This window comes from Limnohabitans curvus (assembly GCF_003063475.1).
In the GTDB taxonomy this organism is placed as follows: Bacteria; Pseudomonadota; Gammaproteobacteria; order Burkholderiales; family Burkholderiaceae_C; genus Limnohabitans; species Limnohabitans curvus.
This window is the reverse complement of sequence record NZ_NESP01000001.1, coordinates 441,657-463,828: the sequence shown is the minus strand read 5'-3', so window position 1 is coordinate 463,828 and position 22,172 is coordinate 441,657. Positions and strand designations below refer to the sequence as shown.

Genomic DNA, 22,172 nt, shown 5'->3' with positions numbered 1-22,172 from the left:
AGAAATTTAAAAAGGACCGGCTTTGACAAAACCACCGCCTTGGTAAATCACGGCGGGGTCATTCAAATCGAGGGTGAGTTGCTTGGCTTCTACGGCAGCGCGGAATGGCTCAGAGCTGTCGAGCGGGCGGTAGCCAATGTGTTTGGCGGGGGTGTTGTCCCACCACACGTGGTGGTTGTCGGACATGCCGTAAATCACGCTGTAGCCGACGACGGGTGAGTTCAGGCTAGAGATGACCAAGCGCTCCAAGTCGTCGAAGCTCATCCAAGTGGCGAGCATGCGGCGGTCTTTGGGCTCTGCGAATGAAGAGCCAATGCGCAGGCACACGGTTTCAATGCCATAGCGGTCGAAGTAAAAGCGGGCGAGGTTTTCACCAAAGGCTTTGCTCAGGCCGTAGTACCCATCGGGGCGCACGGGCATGGTGGCATCGACCACTTCGTCTTGACGGTAAAAACCAGTGACGTGGTTGGAGCTGGCAAACACGATGCGGCGCGTGCCGTGGGTGCGGGCGGCTTCGTACAGGTTGTAGGCGCCAATGATGTTGGCTTGCACGATGTCGTCAAACGGTTGTTCGGTCGAGATCCCGCCCAAATGCACCACCGCATCCACGCCTTCGAGCAGCTTGAACACAGCAGGGCGGTCTTGCAAAGGGACGGGCATGATTTCTTCGCCAGCATGGGCAGTGCCCAAATCGCCCAAATCGCTGACACGCAGCACATCGCAACGTGCTTTCAGACGTGGGCGCAAGACGCGTCCGAGGCCACCGGCGGCCCCTGTCAACAGCAGGCGTGAGTACATGTGTGAGGAGGAGGCCATAGAGGTGACGTGAAGTTTGGGTTATATGAGATTTGCTTTTGGGTTCAATTTGGTAGCGCTACCAAATTGAGTGAACGGATGTTAGCCACGGTAAAACGGGCCGTCAATGCTTTTACGTCAGGGTTTTCGCTAGGGCTGTGCTGTCGCGCTCGATGATGGAAAAGCCCACATCCACAATGCGCGGATCCACCGTGCGGCCCTCGGCACGGTCCATCAAAAAGCGTGCTGCGAGCGTGCCAATTTGCCCGCCATTGATGCGCACGGTGGTGAGCGCAGGCACCATGTCGGCCACAAACGGCACATCGCCAAATCCCATCACGGCGATGTCGTCTGGCACGGTCAAACCACGAGCGCGAGCTTCGGTCATCACCCCCAAAGCCAGCAGGTCGGAGCTGCAAAAAACGGCTTGCGAATCTGGGGCTTCAGCCAATATGCGAGCCATGGCTTCGCGGCCACTTTTGAGTGAGCGCGAGGCGCCCACATTGGCGACAAACACAGGGGGCAAACCCAGTTGCGCCACGGTCTCTTGAAAGGCGACGGTGCGGCGGTCGGCGCGCTCATCTTCGGCGCGCACGATGGCAAATTTTGTGTAGCCTTTTCGGATCAGAAATTGGGCCACTTCACGGCCAATGTCCGAGTGAGAGAAGCCAATCAGCATGTCAATCGGTGTGGGGGTCAAGTCCCAGGTTTCGACCACCGGAATGCCCGAGGCCAGCAAGCGCGTGCGCGCCTTGCCTGGCGGCAAGATGCCGGTGATGAAAATGCCGTCGGGTCGGCGACCAATGATGGCTTCGAGCAGCAGCTCTTCGCGCTCGGCGGAGTAGCCCGATTGGCCCAGCATCAGTTGGTAGCCCGCATCAAACAAGGTGCCGTTCAAAGACTCGATGGTTTCCATGAACACCGACACCACCGTGCTGGGCACCACGGCTGCAATCAGGCGGCTGCGCGAAGAGGCCAAGCCACCTGCCATGCGGTTGGGCACGTAGCCGGTGCGTTGCACGGCCTCTTGCACCTTGCGCAACACATCGGGCGAGACTTGGTTGGGCGTGTTGATGGCCCGTGACGCCGTGATGGGGGCCACGCCCGCGAGCATGGCCACATCGCGCAGGGTGATGGCACCGCTGCTGCGGCGTGAGCGTTTGGGCTGTTCTTTGTCGGTCATGAAATTCTTTGGCGTGTCTACTTGCACGTTCGATTATGGTACCGCTATCATTGCGTTTGTAAAGGCTTTGAACCTGAGCCGAATGATAGGAGACCTTGATGACCCCACTCACCATCCGCATGCAGCCTCGAGACAACGTGGCGATTGTGGCCAACCACGGTGGTTTGCCCGCAGGCACCCTGTTGCCAGATGGCCTGTGCTTGCGTGACGCTGTGCCCCAAGGGCACAAGGTGGCGTTGGTCGATATTCCTGCGAACGGTGCGGTGCTGCGCTATGGCATTGCGATTGGCTATGCCTTGAAAGACATTCCTGCGGGCAGCTGGGTGCATGAGCGTTTGCTCCAAATGCCTTCCGCTCGCGAGTTGGACAACTTGCCTATGGCTACTGTGAAGCCTGAACCTTTGCCGCCGCTGGAAGGCTACACCTTCGAGGGCTACCGCAATGCCGATGGCTCGGTGGGTACGCGCAACATCTTGGCCATCACCACCACCGTGCAATGTGTGTCGGGCGTGGTTGAGTTTGCCGTGGCGCGCATCAAGGCCGAGTTGTTGCCCAAGTTTCCCCATGTGGATGACGTGGTGGGCCTTGAACACACCTATGGCTGTGGTGTGGCCATTGATGCCGATGGCGCAGAAATTCCCATTCGCACCCTGCGCAACATCAGCCTCAACCCCAACTTTGGCGGTGAGGTGATGGTGGTGAGTTTGGGCTGCGAAAAGCTGCAGCCCGAGCGCTTGATGCCACCCGGTGCCATCCCTATCAATGACCAACGTGGCGAAGCACTCGATGTGGTGTGTCTGCAAGACGATGCACATGTGGGCTTCATGTCCATGATCGACGACATCATGCAAACCGCCACGCGCCATCTCGAACGCCTGAACTTGCGCCGCCGCGAAACCGTGCCTGCCAGCGAACTGGTGGTGGGCGTGCAGTGCGGGGGCAGCGACGCGTTTTCGGGCGTGACGGCCAACCCTGCCGTGGGCTACTGCACCGATTTGTTGGTGCGTGCGGGCGCGAGCGTGATGTTCTCCGAGGTGACCGAAGTGCGCGACGGCATTGACCAACTCACCTCACGCGCGACCACACCTGAAGTGGCTGAGGCCATGATTCGCGAAATGGCTTGGTACGACGCTTACCTGGCACGTGGCCGCGCAGACCGCAGTGCCAACACCACGCCGGGTAACAAAAAAGGTGGCTTGTCCAACATCGTGGAAAAAGCCATGGGCTCGATCGTCAAGTCGGGCTCTGCGCCGATTTCGGGCGTGTTGTCGCCGGGTGAAAAGCTCAAACAAAAAGGCCTGATTTATGCGGCCACGCCTGCCAGTGATTTCATTTGCGGCACGCTGCAATTGGCCGCAGGCATGAACTTGCATGTGTTCACCACGGGGCGCGGCACACCTTATGGTTTGGCTGAAGTGCCTGTCATCAAAGTGGCCACACGCACAGACCTGGCCCGCCGTTGGCATGACCTGATGGATGTGAACGCCGGCACCATTGCCGATGGCACCAAGACGATTGAAGAGGTGGGCACTGAGCTGTTTCAGCTCATGCTCGATGTGGCCAGTGGCCGCAAAAAAACCTGGGCTGAACATTGGAAGTTGCACAACGCCTTGGTGTTGTTCAACCCCGCGCCTGTGACCTGAAGACAAAAACGAAGGAGACAAAACATGACACACACCACATCAAATCGTCGGCATTGGCTGGGCGCTCTGGGCTTGCTGCTTGGCAGTTGGTGCTTGGGCGTCAGTGCGCAAAGCTGGCCGAGCGGGCCCATCAAAATCATCGTGCCGTACCCGCCCGGTGGCTCGTCCGACATCATTGCGCGGGCCATCAGCCAGCCTCTGTCGGATGCGCTGAAGCAAACGGTGGTGGTTGAAAACCGTCCTGGCGCCAATGGCAACCTAGGCGCAGACGCTGTGGCCAAGTCCAAGCCCGATGGCTTGACGCTGTTGCTCTGCGACACGGGTGCTTTGGCCATCAGCCCCTCGGTGTACACCAAGCTCGCGTTTGATCCTTCCACCGACTTGCGCGGCGTCAGCATGTTGGCGTACTCACCGCACATGCTGGTGGTGCATCCGTCTGTGCCTGCGAATAATTTGCAAGAGTTGGTGGCCTTGTCCAAGAAAACGCCCATCAACTTTGCGGTGACGGCCATGGGCAGTGCGCCACATTTGGCGGGCGTGGCCGTGCAACGTGCCAGTGGTGCGTCATGGGTGTACATCCCTTACAAAGGTGGCGTGCAAGCTGTGACCGACACCATGGCGGGGCAAACCCAAGTGGTGATGAACGGTATGTTGGCCACCTTGCCGCATGTGCAAAGTGGCAAGCTCAAAGTGTTGGGCATTTCCAAAGGTTCGCGCATGCCCTTGGTGGGCCATATCCCCACCTTGGCGGAGCAAGGTTTGACAGGCTTTGAGTCGGGAACCTGGCAAGGTGTGTTGGTGAATGCCGCCACACCCAAACCGATCGTGGAGAAACTCCATGCCGAGTTGGTGAAGGTCATTCGCAGCCCCGAAATTCGCAGCCGCCTCACGGGCCAAGGCGCGGAAGTGGTGACCATGCGTCCCGACGAACAAGATGCGTTCTTCAAACAAGAGCGCTCGCGTTGGCAAAAAGTGGTGATGGAAGAGGGCATTCGTCTCGACTAAAGCCACCCCGGTGTCCGTGCTGACGCCAAGCTGCAACAATCTTGGCGTGATTCCCGTTCTCTATTCCTTCCGCCGCTGCCCCTACGCCATGCGCGCACGCTTGGCTTTGCGTGTGAGTGGTGTCGCCTATGAACACCGCGAAGTGGCGTTGAAAGCCAAGCCCGCCGACATGTTGGTGGCCTCGCCCAAAGGCACGGTGCCTGTGTTGTGTTTGCCAGCGGGCGAGGTGTTAGAGCAGAGCTTAGACATCATGCGCTGGGCGTTGCTGCAAAACGATGCCGAGGCTTGGTTGCCCAACTCGCCTGACGAATGGACATTCACCAACGCGGGCATTGCTTTGAACGATGGTGACTTCAAAGCCCATTTAGACCGCTACAAATATCCGCAACGTTTTGGCTTGATTGATGGCTTGCAGCACCGCGCACAAGGTGCCGAGGTCTTGATGCGGTGGCAAGTGCATTTGCAAACGCATGCGTTTTTGTCTGGCGACCGATGGGGCTTGCTAGATGCGTGCGTGGCCCCTTTTGTGCGCCAGTTTGCACGCACAGACCGTGCGTGGTTTGATGCACAGCCTTGGTCTCAGTTGGCGCAGTGGCTGGTGGCATTTGAAAACTCAGAGGCGTTTGCTGCCGTGATGCACAAGCACCCGCTGTGGGCGTCGTCGCAGCTTGAACGCTTGCCTGCTTAGCCAGCAGCTTTCAAAAAATCCATCACCAACTGCCACTGTGCAGGCACGTTCAACGCAGGCGCATGGCCGCAGCCCGCAATCTCCTCCGAACGCAACAAGCCTTTGGCGCCCGGGCCGCGCGTGTGCATGGTTTGGATGGTGTCTGGCGAAATTAAATCTGAGTTGGCCCCGCGCATCACCATCACGGGGATGTTCAGCGCGTCGTATTCGTTCCACATGGGGTACTCAGGCACTTCGCGGAAAAACTGTTGGGTGATGTTGGGGTCGTAGTGCGGCGTCACGCGGCCATCGGGCAGGCGGCGGGTCGAGGTTTCGGCGAGGTGAGTCCACTGCGCATCGGTTTGAAAGCCAAATGGTGCATAGGCTTGGCGGAAGAAGGCTTCCAACTCGGGCACCGTATCAAATGCAGGCGGTTGACCTGCGTAGGCTTTGATGCGGTCTACCGCCACGGCTGAAATTTCAGGGGCGATGTCGTTCAGCACCAAGCTGCGAATGCGGCCTTTGAAGGCGGGCACTTCTAACGCCGCAGCGCACACCAAACCCAAAGCGCCGCCCATCGAGGTGCCAATCCAGTGGGCTTGGGTGATGTGCAGCGCATCCATCAAGTCCAGCGTGATGCGGGCGTAGGTGGCAAAGCTGTAGTCGTTTTTGGGGGCGTGGCCCCACTGGCTCAGGCCTCGGCCAATGGTGTCGGGGCAAATCACGCGGTAGTCAGCGCTCAGCTGCTCGGCCAGCGCATCAAAATCGCGGCCTGTGCGTGCCAAGCCGTGCCAGGCAATGACCACGGGCAGCGAGGTGTCGCCCCACGCGGTGTAGTGGATGTTGAAGCCGTGGCATTGCAAATAGTGTGAGCTGGGTTTCATGGTGAGTTCAGTTTACGATTGCCCCATGCAATTGCAAGATATTTTGTATTCCCAAGGTTTTGGCACGCGCCGTATTTGCGCAGGTCTCATTCAACAAGGTTATGTGCAGGTCGATTTGGGCGAGGGCTTGGTCACCTGTGACGATGCACTGGAAGACATCGACGAGCACGAAGGCCTACCGTATTCCGTGCAAGGCGTGCTGTGGCCGTATCACGCCAAAGCCTACGTGCTGCTGCACAAGCCTGCGGGCTACGAGTGTTCGCACAAGCCTTCGGCGTGGCCCAGTCTGTACACCTTGCTGCCTCCCGCGCTGCGCCAACGCCCACAAAAAAGCGCGGTCCAAGGCGTGCAAGCGGTGGGGCGCTTGGACCAAGACACCACGGGCATGTTGGTGCTGACCGACGATGGCCCGCTGATTCACCGCATGAGTTCGCCTCGTCACCATGTGCCCAAGGTGTACGAGGTGACCACGGACGACCCGCTGGACGACAAACAAGTGCAACGCCTGCTCGACGGCGTGGTGCTGGACGATTCACCCAAGCCCGTCAAAGCCGCGGCGTGTGTGGCGGTGGCCGAGCACCACTTGCGCCTGACCCTGACCGAGGGCAAGTACCACCAAGTCAAACGCATGTTGGCGGCGGTGGGCAACAAGGTGGTGGGGCTGCACCGTTCTCAAATTGGCGCCATGCCATTGCCTGCAGATTTGGCGCCGGGCCAGTGGCGTTGGATCAGCGAAGACGAGCTGAAGCTGCTAGCTACAAACGCTTAATTTTTCCCCGCGTTCGTGGCTTGTTTGCGTTGGGTCAAACGGATTTCGTTTGAATTGACGCCCTTGGCATGTGTGGGCAAGGTCCTGCTCGTTACACTGGACGCAGATTTTTCAAGGTGTTTTTTGTGTTTTTGATTCAACGTTTGACGCTGGCTTTGGCCAGTGCGCTGCTGTTGGCAGCAGCCCCTGTCGCGCAGGCTGGCAACCCCATTTTTGTGCTGAACTCGCAAGATGCGAATGTGAGCGTGATTGACTCTGCGACGTGGAAAGAAACCCGTCGCATTGCCACCGGCAAAGAGCCGCACCACATCTACCTGACCCCCGATGAAAAATCGGTCATCGTGGCGAACGCGGGTGGCGACTCACTCACCTTCATCGACCCACGCACCGCTGACGTGCAACGCGTGGTGCGTGGCACCTTAGACCCGTACCAACTCCGTTTCTCGCCCGACATGAAATGGTTTGTCACGGTGGCCAACCGTTTGAACCACATCGACATTTACCGCTGGGATGGCAAAGAGCTGACGCTGGCCAAGCGCATCCCTTCCAGCAAAACGCCTAGCCACATTTGGATTGACACCAAAAGCACCACCGCTTACGCCACCATGCAAGACAGCAACGAGTTGGTGGCGGTCGATCTGGCCACGCAAACCTTGAAGTGGCGAGTCAAAACAGGCGAAATGCCTGCGGACGTGTTTGGAACGCCCGATGACAAACACCTGTTGGTCGGCCTCACGGGGGGTGACCATGTGGAGGTGTATGACGTCACCGGCCCACAAGCCAAGCTGGTGAAAAACATTCCCACCGGTGAAGGCGCACATGCCTTCCGTGCGCTGGGTGATGGCCGCCATGTGTTTGTGGGCAACCGCGTGGCCAACACGGTCAACAAGATTGACTACACCAAGCTCGAATCCGTGGCGCAGTTCAAAGCCCCAGGTGGCCCAGACTGCATGGAAGTGACAGCCGATGGCAAATTGCTGTTGGTCTCTTCGCGTTGGATTAAAAAGGTCAGCGTGATTGATATCGCCACAGGCCAACTGGTGCGTCAAGTCAAAGTGGGCAAATCGCCCCACGGCATTTGGACCCTAGACCACGCCAAGCGGTATTGATGATGCACATGCGTTGCTTAAGTTTTGGTTTCCTCGCCTCACTGAGCATCGCTGTACACGTGGCCCACGCGGCTGCGCCTTGCAGCAAGCCGCTTTACCTCACGTTTGATACCGGCCACATGGGCGTGGCCCCGCTGATTGCGGAGGTGCTGAACCGTCAAAACGTCAAAGTTACCTTTTTCGCAGCCAACGAGCCCACCAAAGAGGGCGATGGTTCGCTGGGCGACCATTGGGCACCTTGGTGGAAGGCCCGTGGCGCCGAAGGCCACGCCTTTGCTTCGCACACGTTTGACCATGTGTATTGGCGTTCTGACTTGCCGCGTGGCAGCTGGCAGATGCGCCCCACAGCTGGCGCTAGCAAGGGCCAAACCGAGGTGTGGACCAGCCAACGCTATTGCGACCAGTTGCAACTCGCCAACACGCGCCTTGAGCAAATCACGGGCGTCAAGCCCCTGCCTTTGTTTCGCGCACCTGGCGGTAAAACATCCCCCTCGCTATTGACCGCGGCCAAGCAATGCGGCTTTGCCCACGTCGGATGGGCCGATGCCGGCTTTTTGGGCGATGAGTTGCCCAGTGACAAATACCCCAATGCGCTGCTGCAACACCGAGCGTTGAGCAACATCCGTTCGGGTGACATCTTGATGGCGCACCTGGGCATTTGGTCGCGCCAAGACCCGTGGGCCCCTGCGGTGCTAGAGCCCTTGATTGAAGGCCTCAAAGCCAAAGGGTTTTGTTTCGCGACGCTCAAAGACCATCCACAATTCAAAACATGGACGCGTTAATCGACCTCTTTGCCAACACCCAAGCTGCTTTGTATGAAGACGTGATGCAGCCCATCGCGTTCGCGGTAGGCCTGGGTAACCGCTTGGAAGATGTGTTCGACGGCACAGGCTGGTTGCTGGTGGGCTTGCTTCAAATTGCCGTCATGTTGCTGGTCATTGGCCCCTTGCAACGCTGGCGTCCCGTGGAGGCGGTGACGAACAAGCGCGCCGTTTACACCGATGTGATTTACACCCTCATTCACCGTTTGGGTTTGTTCCGCATCGTTTTGTTTTTGTCGATCGAGCCTGTGCTGGACACGCTCATGGGCGCGTTGCGCGTGCAAGGCGTGGGCACTTTTCATTTGGAAGACCTTTGGCCGGGCGTGACCGATGGCCCGTTCACCAGCTTTGTGATTTATTTGGTGGTGTTTGACTTTGTCAATTACTGGTTGCACCGCGCCCAACACCAATGGCACTGGTGGTGGGCCTTGCACGCGGTGCACCACTCGCAGCGCCAGATGACGCAGTGGACTGACAACCGCAACCACTTGTTAGATGACTTGATCGGCGCCGTCATCTGGGTGTGCATCGCGCAGCTCATTGGCATTGCGCCCACGCAGTTTGTGGCGGTGGTGGCCATCACGCAGCTGTTTGAAAACCTTCAGCATGCCAATTTGCGTGTGACTTTTGGTAAGTGGGGTGAGCGCTTGTGGGTCAGCCCAAGGTTTCATCGTCTACACCACGCGATTGGTTTAGGGCATGAGTCCAAGCTGAAGCCAGTGGTGAGTGCCGCAGGTGAAGCGACCCGCGTAGGGGCCGCATTAGGCGGGCACAACTTTGGCGTCCTTCTGCCTTGGTGGGATGTGATGTTTGGCACCGCCAACTTCGATATGCGCTTCGAGCCCACGGGCATTCGCGACCAAGTGGAGCAGGGCGTGGATTACGGCGAAGGTTTCTGGTCGCAACAGCGATTGGGTATCAAACGCCTCATGCAGGCTTTGGGTTTTTCATCTGCACGTTAAATAGCTGCGGTATGCTTTTGGCATGCGTTTGTTTTTGGATTCTTTTTGGCGCGCACTGGCTTACTGCCTGATGCCGCGCGTGATCACCCTCTCTTTGCTGCCTCTCGCCATGCTCTTGGTGTTGTCGGTGAGTTGGGGGTATTTCTATTGGGCGCCCACACAAGAGTGGGTGCGCGAGATGCTGGCCTCTTGGCAAGTGCTGCAAAGCATGATGGATTGGCTGCAGGACAACGGTGCGGGTGAATTGCAAGCGGTGATGGTGCCGTTGGTGGTGATTTTTGCCATCACGCCTGCTTTGGTGGTGGTGTCTTTGTTGGCGGTGTCTTTGATGATGACGCCCGCGTTGGTGAATTTGGTGGTCCACCGTCGCTTTGAACACCTGGCGCTCAAGCATGGCGGCACCAACCTCACCAGCTTGGCTTGGACCTTGGGGTCTACTGTCATTGCGTTGTTGGCCATGCTGATTTCCTTGCCTTTGTGGGTGGTGCCGCCTTTGATGTTCATCGTGCCGCCGCTCATTTGGGGCTGGCTCAGCTATCGCATCATGGTGTACGACGCACTGATGTCGCATGCCAGCCGTGACGAGCGTTTGGCGCTTGGTCGCAAACACCGGGTTTGGCTGCTGTTGATCGGTGTGTTGACCGGCTACATGGGCGCGCTGCCCAGCTTGGTGTGGGCTTCTGGTGCTTTGTTTGCTGCTGCATTCTTGGTTCTGATTCCCTTGGCCATTTGGATTTATGCCTTGGTGTTTGCCTTTACCTCGCTGTGGTTTGCACATTACAGCTTGGGTGCGTTAGAAGCCCTGCGGGCGGAGTCGGACACTGTGGTGATGGGGGCCTCGGTGCCGCTACCCACGGTAGCATCGGCGGATGACTCACACACACCACAACTCCCCAGCGCCTAAAGCCCGACCTGAGTTCGGCCTCATCATCGTTGGCGACGAAATTCTTTCGGGCAAGCGTGCCGACAAGCACATGCCCAAAGCCATTGAGTTGCTAAATGCCCGTGGCCTGTCGCTCGACTGGGCGGATTACGTGGGCGATTCGCCTGAGCGCATCACCCGGACCTTGGCTCGCGCGTTTGAAAGCAACAGCATTGTGTTTTCCTGCGGCGGTATTGGTGCAACGCCTGACGACCACACACGCCAATGCGCAGGCAAAGCCCTGGGCCTTGACATCGTGCTGCACCCCGAAGCTGAAGCCCTGATTCGTGAACGCATGCAAGACACCGCCAAAGAGCAGGGCGTGCCGTATGAGCCTGATCGCCATGACAACGTGCATCGCCTCAACATGGGCGTGTTCCCCGTGGGCGCACGCATCATTCCCAATCCGTACAACAAAATCCCAGGCTTTACCTGCCAAGGTGCAGGCGGTGGCGTGGTGCACTTTGTGCCGGGCTTTCCGGTCATGGCTTGGCCCATGATGGAATGGGTGCTCGACACCTATTACCCGCATTTGTTTCAGAAGGCGGCTTGGATTGAAAAATCCATCGTCATCTACGGTTCCATGGAGGCCACGCTGACCCCCCTCATGGAGACCTTGGAGCGGGACCATCCGGGCGTCAAAGTGTTCAGCTTGCCGAGCGTGGACCACCCCGAGCATGGCCGACACATCGAGTTGGGCGTGAAAGGCTCGCCAGACCATGTGGCACTGGCGTACCCAGCCATGTTGTCAGGTCTCCAAACCTTTGGTTTGAAATTCGGCCCCGAATTGGTGCGCGAGTAACGTTGAACCATTTTGGTGCAAAATTGCACCAAAATAGAGCGTTCTGTTTTTCGGGGTTTAGCGCTTGGAATGCGCTTTTGCGGCCAATTTGATTCAATCTCGGTGCAAAATAGGCGCCTTGACGGTGAAGCCGGTGGCGGTCGCTGTGACGCATATGTTGGCACAGAAACTGCATCCTCAACCTCGAAACACTTTTTAACCCAACCTACCCTAGCAGGAGAACTTGATGGCCAAGACCGTCGCAGACGTAATGAAAATGGTGAAAGAGAACGAAGTTAAATTCGTTGACTTCCGTTTCACCGATACCCGTGGCAAGTGGCAGCACATCACTGCGCCCGTGTCGCAGTTTGACGAAAGCAAGTTCGAAGAAGGTCAAGCGTTTGACGGTTCTTCTATTGCTGGTTGGAAAGGCATTGAAGCCTCTGACATGTTGTTGATGCCTGATCCAAGCAGCGCCATCATCGACCCCTTCTTTGAAGAAATCACTTTGGTTTTGATCTGCGACGTGATCGAACCTACAGACGGCAAAGCTTACGAGCGTGACCCACGTTCGATCGCCAAGCGCGCTGAGTCTTTCCTCAAGCAATCTGGCGTGGGCGATACCGCTTACTTCGGTCCAGAGCCAGAATTCTTCTTGTTCGACGAAGTGCGTTGGAGCACTGAGCCCAACAACACGTTCTACGCCATCAACGAATACGAAGCCCCTTGGAACAGCGGCGAGAAAATCGAAGGCGGTAACCGTGGTCACCGCAACCGCGTCAAAGGCGGCTACTTCCCAGTGCCTCCCGTCGACAGCACACACGACATGCGCAGCGAAATGTCGTTGTTGCTCGAGTCCGTGGGCATCCCCGTCGAAGTGCACCACCACGAAGTGGCGGGCGCTGGTCAATGCGAAATCGGCACCAAGTTCTCTACTTTGGTCGAGCGCGCTGACTGGACATTGCTGCAAAAGTACGTGATCCACAACGTGGCCAACGCTTACGGCAAAACTGCCACGTTCATGCCTAAGCCTTACGCTGGCGACAACGGTTCGGGCATGCACGTTCACCAGTCCATCTGGAAAGACGGCAAGAACTTGTTCGCAGGCACTGGCTACGCTGGTTTGTCTGACTTGGCGCTGTACTACATCGGCGGCATCATCAAGCACGCCCGTGCTTTGAACGCCATCACCAACCCAGGTACCAACAGCTACAAGCGTTTGGTGCCTCACTTCGAAGCCCCCGTGAAATTGGCTTACTCGGCCAAGAACCGCTCTGCTTCGATCCGCATCCCCAACGTCGCCAGCGACAAGGGCCGCCGCGTGGAAGCGCGCTTCCCAGATCCATTGTGCAACCCTTACCTCGGCTTCGCAGCCTTGTTGATGGCTGGCTTGGACGGCATCGAGAACAAGATTCACCCAGGCGAAGCAGCGACCAAAGACTTGTACCACCTCCCTCCAGAGGAAGACAAGTTGGTGCCAACCGTGTGCTCTAGCTTGGACCAAGCTTTGGAAGCCCTCGATGCAGACCGCGCCTTCTTGACCAAAGGCGGCGTGTTCACCGACTCGTGGATTGACGCTTACATCGAATTGAAGATGCAAGAAGTGACCCGCAGCCGCGTGGAAGTGTCTCCTGTCGAATACGACATGTACTACTCGCTGTAATTCGTTGCAACGGCAAGTGCAATAAGAGGACGGCGCAAGCCGTCCTTTTTTGTTTCAACCAACACTTTTTCATGCGCCCACTTTTGTCCCTCCTCATTCGTGATCTTGCTTTGTTCAGCATCTGCTTGGTTGCGTGGCCAGCCGAGGCGACGTCTGAGCCGCAACGCATTTACCGTTGTGGCAATGCGTACACCAACCAGCCAGATCCAGCACTCAATTGCAAACCTTTGGCTGGCGGCAGCGTGACCGTGATCGAGGGCACGCGTGTGCAAGGCTCGCAAGCGGCGTCGCCTAGCGTGAGCAATGCTTCAACAGCCGTCAAAGTGGATGCCGCTGACCAGCGCCAACGGGACACACAGGCCCAAGCGGTGCTGCAAGCTGAATTACAAAAAGCGCAGAAGCAACATGCTGAGTTGCTGCGCGAGTGGAACAACGGCGAGCCCGAGCGGCGCGCCGATGAGTTTCGCCAACCCCAAAAATACCAAGATCGCTTGACACAACTGCGTGTTGCCTTGCAACGTGTGGAAGCCGATGTGGCGGGCTTGCAGCGCGAACTCTCACGCCAGCCCATGGCGTCACAAACGGGGGGCAAGCCATGACGTCTGTTTCTAAATTTCAACCCAATTACGCACAAGCCTTTGATTTGTTGGCGACTTTGGTCGCTGTTGTGCGCACCGATGGCGTAGTGGTGTTTGCCAATGCCGCACTCGAAGATGTGATGGGCGTATCGCGGCGAACCATCGAAGGGTCTGCGTTGGCAGGTTATTTCAGTGAAACGCAGTCGTTTCAAAACGCCTTGCAAGGTGCGCAGACCAACGCCTTTGCCACCATGCGTTATGACGCTCATTTGCGCCGCCCGCTGCAAGACCCCATGCCAGTCCACGTGATCGTGGCCCCCACGGATGTGGCGGGAGAAGTGCTGGTGGAGTTGTTGCCCCTAGAGCAGCAAACCCGCCAAGACCGCGAGGAACGCTTGATTGACCAAGCCCAAGCCAACAAAGAGCTGATTCGCAATTTGGCTCACGAGATCAAAAACCCTTTGGGTGGCATCCGTGGCGCAGCGCAGTTGCTGCAAATGGAGGTTGAAAGCAAAGACCTCATTGAATACACCCAAGTCATCATCCACGAAGCAGACCGCTTGCAAGTGTTGGTGGACCGTCTGCTGGCACCGCATCGCCGCCCGCATGTGGTGGGCGACGTCAACATCCACGAGGTGTGCGAGCGCGTGCGAAGCCTGATCTTGGCTGAGTTCCCCAAAGGTCTGCGCATGGTGCGCGACTACGACACGTCCATCCCCGAGTTTCGTGGTGACCGTGAGCAGCTCATTCAAGCGGTGCTCAACATCGTGCACAACGCTGCCCAAGCGCTGGCTGAGCGGGTGGCCGAGGGCGATGCAGAGATTGTTTTGCGCACCCGCATCAACCGACAAGTCACTTTTGGCAAACAACGCTATCGGTTGGCACTGGAATTGCATGTGATAGACAACGGGCCCGGCATTCCGGAAGAAATCAAGGACAGGTTATTTTTCCCCTTGGTTTCTGGTCGAGATGGCGGTTCGGGCCTTGGGCTGAATTTGGCACAAACATTTGTGCAGCAGCACCATGGCTTGATTGAGTGTGACAGTGTGCCGGGGCGAACAGATTTCAAAATTCTGATCCCGCTACCCTGAAGCCTCGCGTGGCCTCTAACTTAGAAACAGAAAGTGCCGAGATGAAATCGATTTGGATTGTGGACGACGACCAGTCAATTCGCTTCGTGCTGGAAAAAGCGCTGTTGCGCGAGAACCTGCCCACCCGCAGCTTCACCAGCCCCCGCGAGGTGCTGCAAGCGCTCGACTCGGTGAGCGAGGAGGACGGCCCGCAGATTTTGGTCAGTGACATTCGAATGCCTGGTGGTTCGGGCTTGGACTTGCTGACCAAGGTTAAGGAACGTTTGCCTGCGTTGCCCGTCATCATCATGACGGCCTTTTCAGATTTGGACAGCGCGGTGTCGGCCTTTCAAGGCGGTGCGTTTGAGTACTTGCCCAAGCCCTTTGACTTGCCCAAAGCGGTGGAGCTGATTCGCCGCGCCTTGGACGAAAGCCAACGCGAACAAGCGCAAACCGAGCAACAAGACGCCACGCCTGAGATGCTGGGCCAAGCGCCCGCCATGCAAGACGTGTTTCGTGCCATTGGCCGCTTGAGCCAAAGCAATGTGACGGTGATGATCACCGGCGAGAGCGGCTCTGGCAAAGAGCTGGTCGCACGCGCCTTGCACAAACACTCGCCACGTGGCGATGCGGGCAACAAAGGCCCATTCGTCGCGATCAACACGGCGGCGATTCCGAAAGATTTGCTGGAGAGCGAACTCTTCGGGCACGAACGTGGTGCATTCACCGGTGCGCAAACCACACGCCGTGGCCGCTTTGAGCAGGCCGAGGGCGGCACCTTGTTCCTTGATGAAATCGGCGACATGCCGTTTGATTTGCAAACCCGCTTGCTGCGTGTGTTGAGTGACGGCACGTACTACCGCGTGGGCGGCCACAACGCCATCAAAGCCAATGTGCGTGTGATTGCAGCGACGCATCAAGACTTGGAAAAACGCGTCAAAGACGGTGTGTTCCGCGAAGACTTGTTTCACCGCTTGAACGTGATTCGTTTGCGTTTGCCTGCTTTGCGCGAACGCCGCGAAGACATCCCCACGCTGACGCGCCACTTTTTGCAGCAGAGCGCACAACAATTGGGCGTGGAGCCCAAGCGCATTTCTGAATCTGCACAAACAGTGCTCAACCAGTTCTCGTTTCCCGGCAACGTGCGTCAGCTTGAAAACATTTGCCATTGGCTGACCGTGATGGCCCCTGCGCAAGTGATTGAGCCCAAAGACTTGCCACCTGAAGTGACCTTGTCTGCCGATGCGTTGGCAGCGTTGAGTCACACAGGGCAAGACACATCGGGTTTCAGTGCGCCTGTGGCTCAAGAGCTCAGCCATGCCGCACCTGTGGCGCATGCATCAGGGGAGGGCACGGCACCGGTGGTGCTCAACATGCCTGGTGCCGATTGGGAGCAGGGCTTAGAAGCCGAAGCCATGAGCTTGCTCGTGGCGGGCCGCACGGATGTGTGGGATGTGTTGGTCAACCGCTTTGAAGCACGGTTGATTCAAACCGCCTTGGTCAACACGCGGGGCCGTCGCATTGAGGCGGCGCAAAAGCTGGGCATTGGCCGCAACACCATCACGCGAAAAATTCAAGAGCTAGGCTTGGACGACTAAGAAACGTCCACGCGCGTGATCAGCCCAGCGTCACGATGACAGGCACGTGGTCGCTGGGGCGCTCGTTTTTGCGCGGCGCCTTGTCAATCACGCAGGCTTGAGTCGACGCTTTCAAGGCATCGCTGACCAAGATGTGGTCAATTCGCAGACCGCGGTTGCGACGGAACGCAAACTCGCGGTAGTCCCACCAGCTGTAGCTTTTCTCAGCTTGTTCAAACAATCGGAAGGCATCGTGTGTGCCCAGGTCAATCAAGGCTTGGAAGTGGTCGCGCTCTTCCACGGTGCAGTGGATGGTGTCTTTCAAGGCCACAGGGTCCCACACATCGCGGTCATCGACGGTGATGTTGAAGTCGCCCATCAATACCAACTTCGGGTGTTGTTTGAGTTCTTCGCGCAGCCAGTTTTGCAAGGCCTCAAGCCAACGCATTTTGTAAACAAACTTGTCGCTGTCAGGCGCTTGGCCGTTGGGGAAGTACGCGCCAACCACGCGCACGCCGTCGACCGTGCCTGCAATCACGCGGGCCATGTCGTCTTCAAAGCCGGGGATGTTTTTCACCACATCGGTGGCTTCGCTGCGCGAAAGTAGGGCGACGCCGTTGTAGGTTTTCTGGCCGAAAAATGCGACCTTGTAACCTGCGGCCTCAATGGCCTCATGCGGAAATTTGTCGTCTGTGGTTTTGGTTTCTTGCAGCACCAAAACATCGACGGGGTTGGCCGCCAACCAGTCCAGCACTTGCGGTAAGCGCACGGTGAGTGAGTTGACATTCCAGGTGGCGAGTTGCATGTGTGTGTGTTCTTTTGAGGTCAAGCGCAGCCCAAGCGGCGCGTGGCTTAACGGGTGCGAGCGAGGGTCACCAAGCTGTAGGTCAAGCCGTTGGCAGCCACGTGCGTGGTGCGTGCGGTTTCGTGCCAGTTGGCATCGAAGGTGGGGGCAAAGGCATCGCCTTCAAAGTCGGCATCGATTTCGGTGATGACTGCGCGAGAGGCCAAAGGCATGGCCTGTGCGTAGACCTCAGCGCCGCCAATCACCCACGCTTCAGCGTCCGCAGGGCAGTGCTGCACGGCTTCTTCGATGGAGTGAGCCACGACGGCGCCGTCGGCCTGCCAATCGGTTTGCCGTGTCACCACAATGTTGGTGCGGCCAGGTAGGGGGCGAAATTTAGGGGGCAAGGATTCCCACGTTTTGCGTCCCATCACCACGGGTTGCCCGAGTGTGGTTTGTTTGAAGTGGGCCAAGTCCTCAGGCAAGTGCCAAGGCAGGGTGTTGTCTTTGCCAATCACGCCGTTGCGCGCGCGCGCAAAAATCAAATTCAAAGCCATGCTTTAACCGCCGCGTTCACACCGCCACAGGGGCTTTGATGGCCCCGTGGCATTGGTAGTCCAACACCTCGAAATCTTCAAACTGGTAGTCGAAGATGGAGTCGGGTTTGCGCTTGATGTGCAGCGTGGGGTAGGCAAACGGTTCGCGGCTGAGTTGCAGCGCCACTTGCTCGTGGTGGTTGCTGTAGATGTGGCAGTCGCCGCCGGTCCAGATGAAGTCGCCCACATCCAAGTCGCACTGTTGGGCCACCATGTGGGTGAGCAGGGCATAGCTCGCGATGTTGAATGGCACACCCAAAAAGATGTCGGCGCTGCGTTGGTACAGCTGGCAGCTGAGCTTGGCTTTTTCGCCCGGGTTTTGCGCAGGCGCAACGTAGAACTGGAAGAACGCATGGCAAGGCATGAGGGCCATCTTGTCGAGCTCAGCCACGTTCCACGCACTCACGATGATGCGGCGGCTGTCGGGGTTGCTTTTGAGCGTGTCCATCACTTGCTGAATTTGGTCGATGTGGCCACCATCGGGCGTGGGCCAGCTGCGCCATTGCACGCCGTACACGGGACCGAGGTCGCCGTCTTCACGGGCCCATTCGTCCCAGATGGAGACGTTGCGTTCTTTGAGCCAGTTGTTGTTGCTTGAACCCGTCAGAAACCACAGCAGCTCTTGGATGATGGAGCGCAGGTGAACCTTTTTGGTCGTCACCAGTGGAAAACCCTCATTCAGGTCAAACCGCATTTGGTAGCCAAACACGCTTTTGGTCCCCGTGCCCGTGCGGTCGGTCTTGGCGACACCGTGGCTATCCACGTGTTGCATGAAATCTTCGTATTGACGGCGAATGGGGCGCATAGGGTAATTCAGTAAAAAACTCCACAGAGTTTAAATGGGTGAAGTCTTAATTGAGGTTAGTATTAAAGTTTTATACGCCAGCTGGCGTATTGACGACAGTTATACGCGCAGCGACAGTACCCTATTAATTTTTGATAAATTGTGACAAAACTGTCAATCATGACAACGAATCAACCCACAGAAACCAAGCGCAGTGTGTACGACACCTGTGATCCCCAGTACCTGCGTGCTTTGCGCGAGGCTGCAGGAATGGACTTGTTCGTACTAGCGCGCATTTCTTGTTTGTCGGTTGCTCAGCTGCGTCAGCTTGAGACCGATGCCAGCGACGGCTTCTTTTACTCTGATGCCATCAAGCGCCAAGCGTACAAAAGGTTGTTGATGATTTTGGGGGCTGAGCCGCCCACCGTGGAACTGCCCGAAGCCTTGCGCGATGCAACCCAAGTTGGTGATGCGCATTTGAGCACCTTGGACCAAATTGTGGCTATGAGTAAGCAGCCTTCGTTGCAACGCTCATCGTCAGACCTTGTGCGCGCCGGACTCGCCAAGTTGAATGTGCACAAACAGGCGCTGGGTGCGCTGGTGTTGTTGGTCATCGCCGTACTTTTGTTTCTTTTCAACAATCCCCAAAATTCGGGTCAGGCAGCGGCGACGCAGGCCACGCCTTCGCCAGTTCAACCTGTGCCAATTTCTTCTGCTGCAGAGCTGCCGCTCGCCGTGGTGGTGCCTGTGGCTCCCACGCCAGTGCCCTCAGCTTCTGCACCCGCGGCAGCTGCCGCTCCAAGCGCAGTCGTTCAGGCGGGAGCGTGCGCGTATTCCAGTGAGGCCATGCCACAGTTGACCCCATTTACGGCTCACAAAGAAGGCCGCTATGTCTACTTGGTGAGCACTGCAAATGCCGAGATTTGCGTGGTGGATGGCAATAAGCAAGCCACAGTTTTGCAGCTCAAAGCGGGTGAAAATCGTAGCGTTTACGGTGTCGCACCATGGCAAGTGTCGAGCGCGCATTTGCAAAAGCTTCAGATTTATTTCCAAGGCGGGCGCGTGTCCTTGCCTGATGCGGCAGTCAACCATGTGAAGTTGGTTGAGATTCCTGTCGCGCGATAAACCCCATGTTCAAAAGTATGAAGTTTAGGCAGCCTGTGTCAGGGGCCTCCACGGAAAGAACCATCATTGGCCAGTCGGCGGTGGTGGTGGGCAACATCGTGTCGCAGGAGTTGGTTCAACTCAAAGGCCACGTGGTTGGCAACATTGATGTGAACGGCAGCCCAAACGCTCAACTGTCCGTGCTTTCGCAAGCCCACGTTGAAGGTGACATCAGTGCGCAACAAGCGGTGGTGAATGGGGTGGTCACAGGCAACATCGAATCGACAGGGCGTGTCGAGCTGCACGCTGGCGCTGATGTCAAAGGCAATATTTCCTACGCCACCATGGCGATTGAGCATGGGGCAAAGCTGTACGGAATGATGAGTAACACCCATGCCAAACAGCACTGACACTTTGCAGTTCTTAGGACATGTCATCGTGATTGATGATGATGATGCGTCTGTGCGGCGCAGCTTGTCGACGATGCTGGAGCGCGTCGGTTACGAGGTGCGCTTATACGACTGCGCTGATACCTTTTTACTGAACCCAGTGGTGCCTTCGCCGGCTGTGATTTTGTTGGACATGCGCATGCCTGGCACAACGGGTGTGGGTTTGCAAACGCAACTTAAAACATTGGCACAACATGTTCCAGTGATTTTTGTCAGCGGCGATAGCCGTCCAGAAGAAATCATTATTGCGATGAAGCAGGGTGCGGTGGACTTTTTGCTCAAACCGTTCACGGCACAAGCCATGATGGATGCGATTCAGCGCGCCATGCACATGTCTGAGCAAGCGGTGGTCAATGCTGACAAAAACATGCAAGTGTCTGAGCGTTTAAAACGCCTGACACCGCGTGAAATGGAGGTTTGCCATTGGATGGTACGCGGGTATTCCAACCAGCAAATTTCCATCATTGATGGCGGTGCGTCTGCCACGATCAAACTGCACCGCGCCCGTGTGATGGACAAAATGGCCGCACGCACCTTGCCCGAATTGATTGACATGCTGATTGGCATGGATATCCCAGCGCCTCAGCGCCAAGCCTCAACGAACCACACGACCCGGGTTGAGTAAGCCCTGTGGGTCAAGTGCGCGCTTGATGTGTTGCATCAAGGCCAAGGCCACGGGGTCTTTGTAGTCGGGCAAGCTATCAACCTTCATACTGCCCACGCCGTGTTCGGCTGAGATGGAGCCGCCAAAGCGCTTCACCGATTGATAGACCCATGTGTTCACGCGGTCTTCGTTGTCGCGCAGAAATGCCTTGGTGTCGCAGTGCTCAGGTGCTTGCACGTTGTAGTGCAAATTGCCGTCGCCCAAGTGGCCAAAGTTGACCAAGCGAATGCCTGGAATTTCGCGCATGAGCAAGGCATCAGTTGCTTCGACAAAATTTGGAATCGACGAGATGGGCACCGAAATGTCGTGTTTGATGTTCAAGCCTTCTTCGGCTTGTGCCAGCGTGATGCTTTCTCGGATGTGCCACAGGTTGCGTGCTTGGCTCAAGCTTTCAGCCACCACGGCATCGCTGACACAGCCGTCTTCAAAAGCGAGTCCGAGCAAGTGCTCAAACCGTTCGCGAGCGTGGGCCTCAGATTCGGAATCTGAGTTTTCCAGCAAGACGCAGTAGGGCGTGTCTTGCCACAAAGGCACGCGCAGGTGTGGGTAGTGCTTGTCAACCAAGTGCAGGGCGAATTGGCCCATCATTTCAAACCCAGTGAGGCCCGCGCCCAAATGTTGGTGCGCCAAACCCAGCAGCTTGACCGCGCAAGCCACCGAGGGCACGGCCGCCCACGCGGTGAGGCTGACCGCGGGCATGGGGTAGAGCTTCATGGTGGCCGCCGTGATGATGCCTAGCGTGCCTTCGCTGCCAATCATGAGGTTGCGTAAGTCATAGCCTGTGTTGTCCTTGCGCAGGCCGCTCAAACTGTGCATGACCTCGCCTTGTGCCGTGACCACCTCTAGCCCCAAGCACAGCTCGCGTGCATTGCCGTAGCGCAGGACTTGTGTGCCGCCAGCGTTGGTGGCCAAGTTGCCACCAATCGTGCAACTGCCTTCGGCGCCCAAACTCAAGGGAAACAAAAACCCAGCTTGCTCAGCCGCTTGTTGCAGATTTTGCAAAACACATCCTGCTTCGACGGTGAGGGTGAGGTTGTCGGTGTCTACCGCGCGCACCGCGTTCATGCGCTGCAAACTCAGCAGCACTTGTGTGCCGGTGTCGTCTGGGATACCGCCGACCACCAAGCCTGTGTTGCCGCCTTGCGGCACGATGGATACGCCTGCTTTGGCACAGGCTTTGACCACCTCTGCCACTTCTTGTGTCTTGCTGGGGCGAACCACGGCCAAAGCTTTGCCGCGTGTGCGCTTGCGCCAGTCTTGTTCGTAGGCCGACAAGTCGCCCTCGGTCAATACATGGGCTTCGCCTAGAAGCTCGCGCAGGTGAGTCAACAAATCAAGCGAAGCGGCGTTGGGCATGACGGG

At 57.4% G+C, this 22,172-nt stretch carries 23 protein-coding genes; 16 read left to right on the top strand and 7 right to left on the bottom strand.

Annotated features, from left to right (window positions below; all coding sequences use genetic code 11):
• Nucleotides 1-6 precede the first annotated feature (6 nt).
• A complete protein-coding gene (locus tag B9Z44_RS02135; protein ID WP_108401581.1) occupies nt 7-816 on the bottom strand; it encodes an NAD-dependent epimerase/dehydratase family protein in 810 nt (269 codons plus the stop codon).
• Between the two features lie 112 nt (nt 817-928).
• Nucleotides 929-1,978: a LacI family DNA-binding transcriptional regulator gene (locus tag B9Z44_RS02130; RefSeq protein ID WP_108401580.1), complete on the bottom strand. Its 1,050-nt coding sequence runs from the start codon at nt 1,976-1,978 to the stop codon at nt 929-931.
• Between the two features lie 98 nt (nt 1,979-2,076).
• Here B9Z44_RS02130 and garD point away from each other — a divergent pair, with 98 nt between their 5' ends.
• Genes garD through B9Z44_RS02115 form a run of 3 tightly spaced genes read left to right on the top strand, consistent with a single transcriptional unit; the run spans nt 2,077 to nt 5,314 of the window.
• Nucleotides 2,077-3,621, top strand: coding sequence for a galactarate dehydratase (gene garD / locus B9Z44_RS02125; protein ID WP_211308673.1), 1,545 nt, complete (start codon nt 2,077-2,079; stop codon nt 3,619-3,621).
• A 24-nt stretch (nt 3,622-3,645) separates the two neighbouring features.
• Nucleotides 3,646-4,626: a Bug family tripartite tricarboxylate transporter substrate binding protein gene (locus tag B9Z44_RS02120; protein ID WP_108401578.1), complete on the top strand. Its 981-nt coding sequence runs from the start codon at nt 3,646-3,648 to the stop codon at nt 4,624-4,626.
• A 46-nt stretch (nt 4,627-4,672) separates the two neighbouring features.
• Nucleotides 4,673-5,314 (top strand): glutathione S-transferase, encoded by a 642-nt coding sequence (locus B9Z44_RS02115; protein ID WP_245912744.1) that lies wholly within the window; start codon nt 4,673-4,675, stop codon nt 5,312-5,314.
• Here the strand turns inward: B9Z44_RS02115 and B9Z44_RS02110 are convergent.
• Nucleotides 5,311-6,177 carry an alpha/beta fold hydrolase gene (locus tag B9Z44_RS02110; RefSeq protein ID WP_108401576.1) on the bottom strand — a complete coding sequence of 289 codons (867 nt, stop codon included), beginning with the start codon at nt 6,175-6,177 and terminating at the stop codon, nt 5,311-5,313. The genes B9Z44_RS02115 and B9Z44_RS02110 overlap by 4 nt on opposite strands.
• A gap of 25 nt (nt 6,178-6,202) precedes the next feature.
• Here B9Z44_RS02110 and B9Z44_RS02105 point away from each other — a divergent pair, with 25 nt between their 5' ends.
• The 10 genes from B9Z44_RS02105 to ntrC all read left to right on the top strand — a co-directional run bounded on the left by B9Z44_RS02105 (nt 6,203) and on the right by ntrC (nt 16,450).
• Entirely contained in the window at nt 6,203-6,946 is a 744-nt protein-coding gene (locus B9Z44_RS02105; RefSeq protein ID WP_108402769.1) for a pseudouridine synthase, read from the top strand.
• 125 nt (nt 6,947-7,071) lie between these two features.
• Nucleotides 7,072-8,055, top strand: coding sequence for a YVTN family beta-propeller repeat protein (locus B9Z44_RS02100; RefSeq protein WP_425437137.1), 984 nt, complete (start codon nt 7,072-7,074; stop codon nt 8,053-8,055).
• Between the two features lie 8 nt (nt 8,056-8,063).
• The gene (locus tag B9Z44_RS02095; protein WP_108402768.1) at nt 8,064-8,837 is read left to right on the top strand and encodes a polysaccharide deacetylase family protein; all 774 of its coding nucleotides are present in this window, start codon (nt 8,064-8,066) and stop codon (nt 8,835-8,837) included.
• Nucleotides 8,825-9,838 (top strand): sterol desaturase family protein, encoded by a 1,014-nt coding sequence (locus B9Z44_RS02090; RefSeq protein ID WP_108401575.1) that lies wholly within the window; start codon nt 8,825-8,827, stop codon nt 9,836-9,838. The genes B9Z44_RS02095 and B9Z44_RS02090 overlap by 13 nt, the downstream gene beginning before the upstream one ends.
• Nucleotides 9,839-9,872: 34 nt before the next feature.
• On the top strand, nt 9,873-10,742 hold the full coding sequence (locus B9Z44_RS02085) for an EI24 domain-containing protein (RefSeq protein WP_245912743.1): 870 nt from the start codon (nt 9,873-9,875) through the stop codon (nt 10,740-10,742).
• Nucleotides 10,708-11,562, top strand: a complete 855-nt coding sequence (locus tag B9Z44_RS02080; protein ID WP_108359998.1) for a competence/damage-inducible protein A — start codon at nt 10,708-10,710, stop codon at nt 11,560-11,562. Before B9Z44_RS02085 ends, B9Z44_RS02080 begins: the two co-directional genes overlap by 35 nt.
• 226 nt (nt 11,563-11,788) lie before the next feature.
• Entirely contained in the window at nt 11,789-13,204 is a 1,416-nt protein-coding gene (gene glnA, locus B9Z44_RS02075; RefSeq protein WP_108401574.1) for a type I glutamate--ammonia ligase, read from the top strand.
• Between the two features lie 71 nt (nt 13,205-13,275).
• Complete coding sequence (locus B9Z44_RS02070) at nt 13,276-13,803, top strand: hypothetical protein (protein WP_108401573.1); 528 nt, start codon at nt 13,276-13,278, stop codon at nt 13,801-13,803.
• The gene (gene glnL, locus B9Z44_RS02065; RefSeq protein WP_108359995.1) at nt 13,800-14,873 is read left to right on the top strand and encodes a nitrogen regulation protein NR(II); all 1,074 of its coding nucleotides are present in this window, start codon (nt 13,800-13,802) and stop codon (nt 14,871-14,873) included. The genes B9Z44_RS02070 and glnL overlap by 4 nt, the downstream gene beginning before the upstream one ends.
• A 41-nt stretch (nt 14,874-14,914) precedes the next feature.
• Complete coding sequence (ntrC, locus tag B9Z44_RS02060) at nt 14,915-16,450, top strand: nitrogen regulation protein NR(I) (RefSeq protein ID WP_108360052.1); 1,536 nt, start codon at nt 14,915-14,917, stop codon at nt 16,448-16,450.
• 19 nt (nt 16,451-16,469) lie between these two features.
• Here ntrC and xth read toward each other — a convergent pair whose 3' ends face one another.
• The 3 genes from xth to B9Z44_RS02045 are packed head-to-tail and all read right to left on the bottom strand — an operon-like array spanning nt 16,470 to nt 18,626.
• On the bottom strand, nt 16,470-17,234 hold the full coding sequence (gene xth, locus B9Z44_RS02055) for an exodeoxyribonuclease III (RefSeq protein WP_108401572.1): 765 nt from the start codon (nt 17,232-17,234) through the stop codon (nt 16,470-16,472).
• A gap of 47 nt (nt 17,235-17,281) precedes the next feature.
• Nucleotides 17,282-17,770 (bottom strand): dihydrofolate reductase, encoded by a 489-nt coding sequence (locus tag B9Z44_RS02050; protein ID WP_108359993.1) that lies wholly within the window; start codon nt 17,768-17,770, stop codon nt 17,282-17,284.
• A gap of 16 nt (nt 17,771-17,786) precedes the next feature.
• Nucleotides 17,787-18,626, bottom strand: coding sequence for a thymidylate synthase (locus B9Z44_RS02045; protein ID WP_211308718.1), 840 nt, complete (start codon nt 18,624-18,626; stop codon nt 17,787-17,789).
• A 147-nt stretch (nt 18,627-18,773) separates the two neighbouring features.
• On the opposite strand from B9Z44_RS02045, the gene B9Z44_RS02040 reads away from it, so the two are divergent.
• Genes B9Z44_RS02040 through B9Z44_RS02030 form a run of 3 tightly spaced genes read left to right on the top strand, consistent with a single transcriptional unit; the run spans nt 18,774 to nt 20,771 of the window.
• A complete protein-coding gene (locus tag B9Z44_RS02040) occupies nt 18,774-19,718 on the top strand; it encodes a helix-turn-helix domain-containing protein (RefSeq protein WP_108401570.1) in 945 nt (314 codons plus the stop codon).
• 35 nt (nt 19,719-19,753) lie between these two features.
• The gene (locus B9Z44_RS02035) at nt 19,754-20,107 is read left to right on the top strand and encodes a bactofilin family protein (RefSeq protein WP_211308672.1); all 354 of its coding nucleotides are present in this window, start codon (nt 19,754-19,756) and stop codon (nt 20,105-20,107) included.
• Nucleotides 20,091-20,771: a response regulator transcription factor gene (locus B9Z44_RS02030; protein ID WP_108401569.1), complete on the top strand. Its 681-nt coding sequence runs from the start codon at nt 20,091-20,093 to the stop codon at nt 20,769-20,771. Before B9Z44_RS02035 ends, B9Z44_RS02030 begins: the two co-directional genes overlap by 17 nt.
• Here the strand turns inward: B9Z44_RS02030 and B9Z44_RS02025 are convergent.
• Complete coding sequence (locus tag B9Z44_RS02025; protein ID WP_108401568.1) at nt 20,742-22,166, bottom strand: FAD-binding oxidoreductase; 1,425 nt, start codon at nt 22,164-22,166, stop codon at nt 20,742-20,744. The genes B9Z44_RS02030 and B9Z44_RS02025 overlap by 30 nt on opposite strands.
• Nucleotides 22,167-22,172: the final 6 nt, after the last annotated feature.